Raw genomic sequence first — 8,985 nt, forward strand, 5'->3', positions numbered from 1 at the left:
CTGATCCTGTGCCTGTCGCTGGTGGCCGCCGGCGGCGGTCTGTTCCTGTACAAATGGCTCGAACTCGGCGTGCCGATCCGCGCCGAGAACGCCATCGGCGCCTGGACCGTCGAGGCGCGCATCCGTTTCACCGCCCGGTCCGGCACACCGATCAAGGTGCGCCTGGCGGTGCCATTGCGCCCGCCGGGCTTCGGCCTGCTCGACGAGACCTTCGTGTCCAGCGGCTACGGCCTGTCCACCACCGTCAAGGATGGCGACCGCGAGGCGCTGTGGACGATCCGGCGCGCCCGCGGCGAACAGGAGCTGTATTACCAGGCGGTGGTCTACCCGGCCCCGGAGCGAGCGGCGGGTGAATCGCGCCCGCCGCCGGTGCAACCACCGCAGTTCACCGATGCCCAGGCGGCGGTAGTGCAGGCGCTGGTGGCGCAGATTCGCGCCCACTCGGCCGACATCGCCACCTTCGCCGCGCAAACCCTGCTGCACCTTGGCGCGCAGGGCAGCAGCGACATCAACCTGCTGCTCGGCGGTGACAATTCGCCGCAGCGCCGCGCCGAAGTCGCCGCCGCCATGCTGGCCACCGCCAACATCCCGGCCCGGCCGGTCTACGGCATCCAGCTGCAGAAAGAAGGCCGCCACCTGCCACTGCTGACGCGCCTGGAGGTCCACGACGGCGAGCGCTGGCTGTCGTTTGATCCCGGCAGCGGCGTGCCTGGCCAACCGACCGACTTTCTGGTCTGGTCGCGCGGCGAGCCGCCGCTGCGCGACGCCGACGGCGTGCGCAACCTGCGGCTCGAGTTCTCGGCCACCGAGAACACCTACGAGGCGCTCGCCGCGGCCCGTCAGCGCGCCGCCGAGCGCGGCTCGCTGGCGCTGCAGTTCTCGCTGCTGAGCCTGCCGGTGCAGATGCAGATGGTGTACCGGGTGGTGCTGACCATGCCGCTGGGCGCGCTGCTCATCGTGCTGCTGCGTAACGTGGTCGGCATCAAGGCGTTCGGCACCTTCGCGCCGATTCTGATCGCGCTCGCCTTTCGCGAAACCAAGCTGCTGAACGGCATCCTGCTGTTCACCGGCATCGTGGCGCTGGGACTGCTGGCGCGGTTCTACCTGGAGCGGCTGAAATTGCTGCTGGTGCCGCGCCTGGCCTCGGTGCTGACGGTGGTGGTGCTGATGATGGCCGGCCTGAGCGTGATCACCTACCAGCTCGGCATCGGCGCCGGGCTGTCGGTGGCGCTGTTCCCGATGGTGATCCTCACCATGACCATCGAGCGCATGTCGATCGGCTGGGAAGAGGCCGGCCCGCGCGAGGCGCTGCAGCAGGCAGCCGGCAGTCTGCTGGCGGCCGCGTTGGCATATCTGGTGATGACCAACCGACAGGTGCAGCACCTGCTGTTCATGTTCCCGGAACTGCTGCTCGTCGTGCTGGCCATCACGCTGGCGCTCGGCCGCTACACCGGCTATCGGCTGACCGAGCTTCGGCGCTTTCGGGCGCTGGCCGGATGATGCTCTTCCCCTGGCAGCGGGCGCGGGCGCTGCGCGCCGCCGGCGTGCTCGGCATGAACCAGCGCAACGGCGATTTCATCGCCCGCGTCAACCCGCGCCGGCTGTACCCGCTGGTGGACGACAAGGTGCGCACCAAGGCGCTCGCCCAGGCGGCCGGCATCCGCGTGCCGCAGCTGTACGGTGTGCTGCGCATCCAGCACGAGGTGGCGCAGCTACCTGACCTGCTCGACGGGCGCGAGGATTTCGTGGTCAAGCCGGTCAACGGCAGCGGCGGCAACGGCGTGCTGGTCATCGTCGGCAAGCGCCGGGACCGCTACCGCAAGGCGAGCGGCGCGCTGCTCACCGAGGACGAACTCGAACACCACGTCTCGAACACGCTGTCCGGCCTGTACAGCCTGGGCGGCCAGCCGGACGCGGCGATGATCGAGTACCGCGTCAAGATCGATTCGGTGTTCGAGCCGATCTCCTACCAGGGCGTGCCGGACCTGCGCACCGTCGTTTACCGCGGCTACCCGGTACTGGCCATGGTGCGCCTGCCGACGGCGCTGTCCGACGGCAAGGCCAACCTGCACCAGGGCGCCATCGGCGCCGGCATCGACATTGCCAGCGGCATCACCGGCCGCGGCGTGTGGCGCAACGAGATCGTCGACGAGCACATCGACACCGGCAACCCCATCGCCGGCGTGCAGGTGCCGCAGTGGGACACGCTGCTGGAACTGGCCGCGCGCTGCTACGACATCAGCGGCCTGGGATATCTGGGAGTCGATTTCGTGCTCGACCGCGACTTCGGGCCGATGATGCTGGAAATGAACGCCCGCCCGGGCCTGAACATCCAGATCGCCAACCAGACCGGACTGCTGCCGCGCCTGGCCGCGGTCGACGCGCACGCCCGCGACGGCGCCGACGTGGCCGAGCGCGTGGCCTTCGCCAAAGAGCGCTTCGGCAGGCACTGACGCCGCGGCGCCCTACCAGCGCGCCTTCACGCCACGGGTGTCGAGGTGCACGAAGGCGCCGTGGGCGGCGTTCGGTGGATACGCCGACAGGCCGCCGGTGAAGCGCTGCCAGGCCGGCTCGCGCTGGGCGGCGTCGACGATGCCGAACAGCAGCCGGGCGTCGCCGATGTCGTGCCGGCCATCGCCGTTCAGATCATCCATGCGCCCGTCGCCGTCCTCGTCGATGAAGATGTCCGCCGCATCACCGAACTGGTGGCGGCTGAAACGGGTGTCGCCGAGCTGACGGTTGTAGTGTGGCGTGCGGTAACCGCTCATCACGGTCAGACCACCGGCGGCGATGCCGGCGCGGGCGAAGCGCTGCAGCGCCGCCTCGAGCGCCAGCGGCAGCCGCTCGCGCAGCACCACGTAGCGCGGCCCGCGCGCCGCCTGCTTGCACACGAACTGGCCGAGCGTCAGGTGTGGCGTCAGCGGCAAGGCGGCGCTGCGCGCGTCGACCTCGATGAATCCCTCGGGCGGCCGGTACAGCGCCTGGCCGGCCGGGTGCTGCGGGTAGTCGCCGATCAGGTAGCCGTTCAGGGCACCGCCGCGCAGCGCCGTGCGCGGGGTGGTGATCAGGGCCGTGAAGCGCATGCGCGCCCCGTCGCTGCGGGCGACCTCGAGCGTATAGCTGCCTGGCTTGCCGGGTGCCGTCCAGCGCCACCGCGCCGCGCCCAGCGGCTGCACCACACCGGCGCCGGCATCGAGGGTGAACACGCCGCGCCCGGCATCCTCGACCTGCAGCGTCACCGCCTGCCCGGCCGCCGCCACCAGCGGATTGACCGCCAGCGCCGAGCGCTCCTCGCCCCAGCGCACGCTGAAACCGGCGCCGCCGATTTCGCCCGACGGCGGCGCCAGCATGGCCACCTGCAGCGGGGCAGCGCGCACCGGCAGCGCGCCGATCAGGCCGAGCACGCCGGCGCACACCACGCCCGCCAGGCGCCGGCCGAACAGGAGCCAATCCATCGTTCTCACTCTCCCTGCAGGGGCGCCGCCAGCGCGGCCGCCAGCGGCGCGTCGCGGTCGTAGATGTCGCGCCGGAACTGCACCGTCCCGTCGCTGTCGACCCAGGCGGTCCAATACAGCAAGTAGACCGGCACCGGCTGGCGCAAGTTCACGGTGCGCGTCTGGCCGCTGTCGATGGCCGCCCGTAGCGCCTGCGGCGACCATTGCGGATCGTCCGCCAGCAACCAGTCGGCCAGCGCCAGCGGGTCCTCCACGCGGATGCAGCCGGAGCTGAAAACGCGCTCGGCATGCGCGAACAGCTCGCGCGCCGGCGTGTCGTGCAGGTACACGTCATAGGCATTCGGGAACATGAACTTGATCCGCCCGAGCGCGTTCCAGGGGCCCGGGTCCTGGCGCAGGCGAAACGGCAGTGGGGTTTTCACGTGCCACCAGTCGATGCGCGCCGGGTCGATCTCGCGCGCCTGCTCGCCCCAGCCCTGCAGCACGCGTATGTGCTCGCGGGCGAGGTAGCCCGGATCGCGGCGGATCAGCGGCAGCTTGTCCTGCACGGCGAGCTTCGGCGGCACCTCCCAGTAGGGGTTCAGCACCAGGTAGCGGATGCGGTCGGCGAATTCCGGCGTCGGCCGGTACGGCCGCCCCACGATCACGCGCATGCGCAGCGCCACCTCGGCGCCGTCGATGGCCTCGAGCGTGAACGCCGCCACGTTGACGCGCACCTGCCGCCGGCCCGGCGCCTCGCCCAGCCAGCGGCGCCGCTCGAGATTGGCCACGATCTGGCCGACCCGCGCCGTGGCCGGCGTGTCGAGCGCAAGACGGGTCTGGCGGCCGACCAGACCGTCGACGTCGAGGCCGTGGCGGGCCTGAAAGCGCCGCACCGCCGCCTCGAGCGGCGCGTCGAACAGGCCCGTCGCGGCGCCGACCGGCCCGTCCATGCCCTCGCGCGCCAGGCGCGTGCGCAGCAGCTCGACCGCCGCGTCGGCGTCACCGGGATGCAGTGTCGGACCGTCCCCCATCATCGGCCAGCCGCCGCTGTCGGCAATGTTTCGATAATGGACCAGTGCGCCTTGCAGGCGCGAGTAGCCGGCCAGCGGCGACACCAGACCGTCCAGAAACGCCGCCGCCGAGGCCGCGCCGGCCAGGCGCGCCGGCAGGTCGGCATCCACCGCCAGCAGCTGCCGGCGCGGCGTGAGCGTGCCCGGTTCCATGCGCCCGCTGCGCAGGTGCGAGCCCAGCAGCAGCAGGCCGTCGCTGATCAGCAGCTCGAGCGCCGCCTGCCCGTCAGGGGTGGCATCGGCGCGGTGCGCCTCGATGGCGCTGCGGTGGTAGTTGGCGGTACTGAGACCATGCGCGGCGGCGCCGGCCAGCGCCGCCCGGGCCTCGTCGACGCGCCCGCCGATCCACAGCGGCCGGTAGGCACGCGGCGCGTACAGCGCACGCAGCAACTGCGGCGCATGCAGCGACGCGTCGGCCGCCGCCAAATGCGCCTGCAGCGCGTCGGCCACCGGCTCGGCGGCCGACGCGGCGCAGCTGAGCACCGCCAGCAGACCGGCGCACAGCCAGCCGACCGGCGACCGACGGCGCGCCGTTGCGGCCGCTAGCGGTGCCGGCATTCCCTCAGTGTTGGTGGCCGCCGGCGCCGTGCACGTGGCCGTGGGCCAGCTCTTCGGCGGTGGCGGCGCGCACGTCCAGCACCTCGACTGTGAAATGCAGCGTCTGGCCGGCCAGCGGGTGGTTGGCGTCGACGGTGATGCCGTCCTCGTCCACGTCGGCCACGCGCACGATGATCTGGCCGCCGTGCTCGTCGCTGGCATGGAACTGCATGCCGGGCGTGATGTCGATGCCGGCTGGGAAGCGGTCGCGCGGCACCACCTGCACGCGCGCCGGGCTGTGTTCGCCGTAGGCGTCGGCCGGGGCGAGGCTGACCTCGATCTGATCGCCCGCGACGTGCCCGCCAAGCTCGCGCTCCAGACCGGCGATCACCGAGCGGCGGCCGTGCAGGTAGGCGAACGGCTCGGCCGCGGTGGCGCTGTCGAGCACCTCGCCGGCATCGTCACGCAGGGTATAGGCAAGGGTCACGACGCAGTTGTCGGCAATGATCACGGTACGGCTCCAGGCGAGAGAACGGGGCCGACAGTCTAGCAGCCGCCTGCCATCCGCCCGCCGCCCTACAATCACCGGCATGGACAACGCAAGCTTCGTGGCCCGCGATCTGGCCGTGCTGTGGCACCCGTGCACGCAGATGCAGGACCACGAATGGCTGCCGCTGGTGCCGATCCGCCGCGGCGCCGGCGTGTGGCTGGAGGACTTCGACGGCCGCCGCTATCTGGACGCCATCAGCTCCTGGTGGGTGAACCTGTTCGGCCACGCCAACGCGCGCATCTCGGCCGCCGTGGCGGCGCAGGCGGCGCGGCTCGAGCACGTCATCTTCGGCGGCTTTTCGCACGAACCCGCGCTGCTGCTGGCCGAGCGGCTGGTGGCGCTCACGCCGCCCACGCTCAGGCGCTGTTTTCTGGCCGACAACGGTTCGAGCGCGGTCGAGGTGGCCATCAAGATGAGCTACCACTACTGGCGAAACGTGGGTGTCGCGGGCAAGTCGCGGCTGATCAATCTTTCCGGTGCCTACCACGGCGAGACCTTGGGCGCGCTCGGCGCAGGCGACGTGGGTCTTTATCGCGACCCCTACGCCGAGCTGCTGCGCGCGCCGATCACCGCGCCCTCGCCGGATGCCTACGACCGCCAGCCCGGCGAGAGCGCCGCCGACGTCGCCGCGCGCCGCCTGGCCGACATGCAGGCGCTGCTGGAGCGCCACGCGCACGAGGTGTGCGCCGTCATCGTGGAGCCGCTGGTGCAATGCGCCGGCGGCATGCGCATGCACCACCCGAGTTACCTCACCGGCCTGCGCGCGCTGTGCGATCGCTACCAAGTCCATTTGATCGCCGACGAGATCGCGGTCGGCTTCGGGCGCACCGGCACGCTGTTCGCCTGCGAGCAAGCCGGCATCGCGCCGGATTTTCTGTGCCTGTCGAAGGGCCTGACCGGCGGTTACCTGCCGCTCGCCGCGGTGCTGACGACCGACGCCGTGTACGACGCCTTCTACGGCGACTACGCCAGCCAGCGGGCGTTCTTGCACTCGCACAGCTACAGCGGCAACCCGCTCGGCTGCGCGGCGGCGCTGGCCACGCTCGGCATCTTTGCGGACGAACCGGTGCTCCTGCGCAACCGCGCGCTGGCCGCCGCCATGGCGCGCGAGACGGCGCCGCTGGCCGACCACCCGCACGTGGCCGAAGTGCGCCAGACCGGCATGATCCTCGCCATCGAGCTTACGCAGGACAAGACCACGCGCGCGCCGTATCCGTGGCAGCAGCGGCGCGGGCTGCGCGTCTACCAGCACGCGCTGGCCGAAGGCGTGCTGCTGCGCCCGCTCGGCAACGTCGTCTACTTCATGCCGCCGTACGTCATCGACGAGGACGAAATCGCGCTGCTGGCGCGCGTGGCCGCCGCCGGCATCGACGCGGCTACGGCCTGACCGCAGCCCGCAACCGCCGCCCACCCGTCCGGTCAAACCCGCCATCCACCCCGGCCCGAGGAGCCCGCCATGCCCAGTGCCCCGCTCGCCACCGCCTGGTCGCGCGTCGCCGCCGAACGCGCGCGCCTGGCCGACTGCCGCATCGTCGACCTGCTGGCTGCCGACCCGCAGCGCGTGGCGCGCTACAGCTTCGATGTGGCCGGCCTGCACGCCGACCTGTCCAAACACCGGCTGGACGAACCCGCCCGCGCAGCGCTGCTGGCGCTGGCCGATGCGGCCGAGCTGCCACGCTGGCGCAGCGCACTGTTCGCCGGCGAGGCCATCAACAACAGCGAAGGCCGGCCGGCGCTGCACACGGCGCTGCGCGACCCGGACCCGGCGCCGATCGTCGTGAACGGCCAGGACGTCAAGCCCACCGTCGCCGCCATGCACCGGCAGATCGCCGACATTGCCGAGGCGGTGCGCGCCGGCAGCCGCACCGGCGCCACCGGCCAGCGCTTCACGCGCGTGGTGAACCTCGGCATCGGCGGCTCGTACTGGGGGCCGGCGCTGGTGCTCGAAGCCCTGCACGGCTGCGCCACACCGGACATCGAGGTCGATTTCATCTCCAGCGTCGACCCCACGCCGCTGCAGCGGCTGCTGGCGCGGTGCGACCCGGCGCGCACGTTGTTTCTGGTGTCATCCAAGAGCTTCGGCACCACCGAGACGCTCTACAACTACCAGGCGGCGCGGACCTTCATGCAAGCGCAGCTCGGCGACGGCGCCGACCGGCACTTCATCGCCATCACCGCCAACCCGGACAAGGCGCGCGGACTCGGCTTTGCCGACGATGCCATCGTCACCTTCCCCGACTGGGTGGGCGGGCGTTACTCGGTGTGGTCGGCCATCGGCCTGCCGGCGGCGATCGGCATCGGCGCGGCGCGGTTTCGGGAACTGCTGGACGGCGCTGCCGCCATGGACCGGCACTTCCAGGAAGCGCCCGCCGAGCGCAACCTGCCGCTGCTGCTGGGACTGCTGGACGTGTGGTACGCGAGCTTCTGGGGCTTCGGCAGCCGCGCGCTGCTGCCCTACGACCAGGCGCTGCGCCTGCTGCCGACCTACGTGCAGCAGCTCGCCATGGAAAGCGGCGGCAAGGGCGTGGACCGCGACGGCCAGCCGGTCGGCTACCCCACCTGCCCGGTCGTCTGGGGCGGCAACGGCAACGACGGCGAGCACACGTTCTATCAGCTGCTGCACCAGGGCCCGGCCACCATCCCGACCGAGTTCCTGGTCTGCACGCAGGACGATGCCGGGCTGCCCGGTCACCGCCGGCGCCTGGTGGCGCAATGCCTGGCACAGGCCGAAGCGCTGCTGACCGGCGTCGAGGTGCCCGGCAACCCGCACGCCCGCTGCCCCGGCAACCGGCCGAGCACCACCTTCCTGCTGCCGGCGCTGACGCCGCCGATCCTGGGCGCGCTGCTCGCCTGCCACGAACACCGCACCTTCACCTCGGCCATGGTGTGGCGCATCAACCCGTTCGATCAGTTCGGCGTCGAGCTCGGCAAGCGCCTGGCCAGCCGCATCGAGCAGGAGCTCGGCGGTGCGAGCCCGCACGGCGCGCACGACGCCTCGACCTCGACGCTGCTGGCGGCCTGCCGGCTGCGTCTTGGCGGCTGAGCCGGGGACGATGCCGCGGCCGGCGCCGGCCGCCCTGGCGGTGCAAACCCGGGGCCTGACGCGCGCCTTCGGCGAGCTGACCGCCGTCGACCGGGTCGACCTTGCGGTAGCCAAAGGCAGCATTTTTGGCCTGCTCGGCCCCAACGGCGCCGGCAAGACCACGCTCATCCGCATGCTGACCACGCTGCTGCCGCCCAGCGCCGGGCAGGCCAGCGTGGCCGGTTACGACGTCGTGCGCGAGGCCGGCGCGGTGCGCCGGCATATCGGCTACGTGCCGCAAATGCTGTCGGCCGATCCGGACCTGACCGGCTTCGAGAACCTGCTGATCTTCGCCAAGCTGTACCGGGT

At 71.8% G+C, this 8,985-nt stretch carries 8 protein-coding genes; 5 read left to right on the forward strand and 3 right to left on the reverse strand.

The window, feature by feature from the left end:
* Together PHC73_RS05525 and PHC73_RS05530 are read left to right on the forward strand one after the other, a co-directional pair.
* On the forward strand, positions 1-1,500 hold a 1,500-nt coding region (locus PHC73_RS05525; RefSeq protein WP_300125449.1), incomplete at its 5' end, for an inactive transglutaminase family protein.
* A complete protein-coding gene (locus tag PHC73_RS05530; protein WP_366949810.1) occupies positions 1,500-2,453 on the forward strand; it encodes an alpha-L-glutamate ligase-like protein in 954 nt (317 codons plus the stop codon). The genes PHC73_RS05525 and PHC73_RS05530, both read left to right, overlap by 1 nt.
* 12 nt (positions 2,454-2,465) lie before the next feature.
* Here PHC73_RS05530 and PHC73_RS05535 read toward each other — a convergent pair whose 3' ends face one another.
* The 3 genes from PHC73_RS05535 to PHC73_RS05545 are packed head-to-tail and all read right to left on the reverse strand — an operon-like array spanning position 2,466 to position 5,555.
* Entirely contained in the window at positions 2,466-3,455 is a 990-nt protein-coding gene (locus PHC73_RS05535; protein WP_300125453.1) for a D-Ala-D-Ala carboxypeptidase family metallohydrolase, read from the reverse strand.
* A gap of 5 nt (positions 3,456-3,460) precedes the next feature.
* Complete coding sequence (locus tag PHC73_RS05540) at positions 3,461-5,065, reverse strand: L,D-transpeptidase family protein (protein WP_300125455.1); 1,605 nt, start codon at positions 5,063-5,065, stop codon at positions 3,461-3,463.
* Positions 5,066-5,069: 4 nt separating this feature from the next.
* Positions 5,070-5,555 (reverse strand): peptidylprolyl isomerase, encoded by a 486-nt coding sequence (locus tag PHC73_RS05545; protein WP_300125457.1) that lies wholly within the window; start codon positions 5,553-5,555, stop codon positions 5,070-5,072.
* Between the two features lie 79 nt (positions 5,556-5,634).
* Here PHC73_RS05545 and PHC73_RS05550 point away from each other — a divergent pair, with 79 nt between their 5' ends.
* From PHC73_RS05550 to PHC73_RS05560, 3 genes are all read left to right on the forward strand, one after another.
* Entirely contained in the window at positions 5,635-6,981 is a 1,347-nt protein-coding gene (locus PHC73_RS05550; RefSeq protein ID WP_300125459.1) for an adenosylmethionine--8-amino-7-oxononanoate transaminase, read from the forward strand.
* Positions 6,982-7,050: 69 nt separating this feature from the next.
* Positions 7,051-8,637, forward strand: a complete 1,587-nt coding sequence (gene pgi / locus PHC73_RS05555) for a glucose-6-phosphate isomerase (protein ID WP_300125461.1) — start codon at positions 7,051-7,053, stop codon at positions 8,635-8,637.
* Between the two features lie 10 nt (positions 8,638-8,647).
* The coding region (locus PHC73_RS05560) for an ATP-binding cassette domain-containing protein (protein WP_300125463.1) at positions 8,648-8,985 on the forward strand (338 nt) is incomplete at its 3' end.

Source organism: Immundisolibacter sp. (assembly GCF_028696615.1).
Taxonomy (GTDB): Bacteria; Pseudomonadota; Gammaproteobacteria; order Immundisolibacterales; family Immundisolibacteraceae; genus Immundisolibacter.

What these genes read in the sequence shown, in the direction of transcription:
- PHC73_RS05530 (WP_366949810.1), top strand. Translation starts at nt 1,500, where the DNA reads ATGCTCTTCCCCTGGCAGCGGGCGCGGGCGCTGCGCGCCGCCGGCGTG.
- PHC73_RS05535 (WP_300125453.1), bottom strand. Translation starts at nt 3,455, where the DNA reads ATGGATTGGCTCCTGTTCGGCCGGCGCCTGGCGGGCGTGGTGTGCGCC.
- PHC73_RS05540 (WP_300125455.1), bottom strand. Translation starts at nt 5,065, where the DNA reads ATGCCGGCACCGCTAGCGGCCGCAACGGCGCGCCGTCGGTCGCCGGTC.
- PHC73_RS05550 (WP_300125459.1), top strand. Translation starts at nt 5,635, where the DNA reads ATGGACAACGCAAGCTTCGTGGCCCGCGATCTGGCCGTGCTGTGGCAC.
- pgi (WP_300125461.1), top strand. Translation starts at nt 7,051, where the DNA reads ATGCCCAGTGCCCCGCTCGCCACCGCCTGGTCGCGCGTCGCCGCCGAA.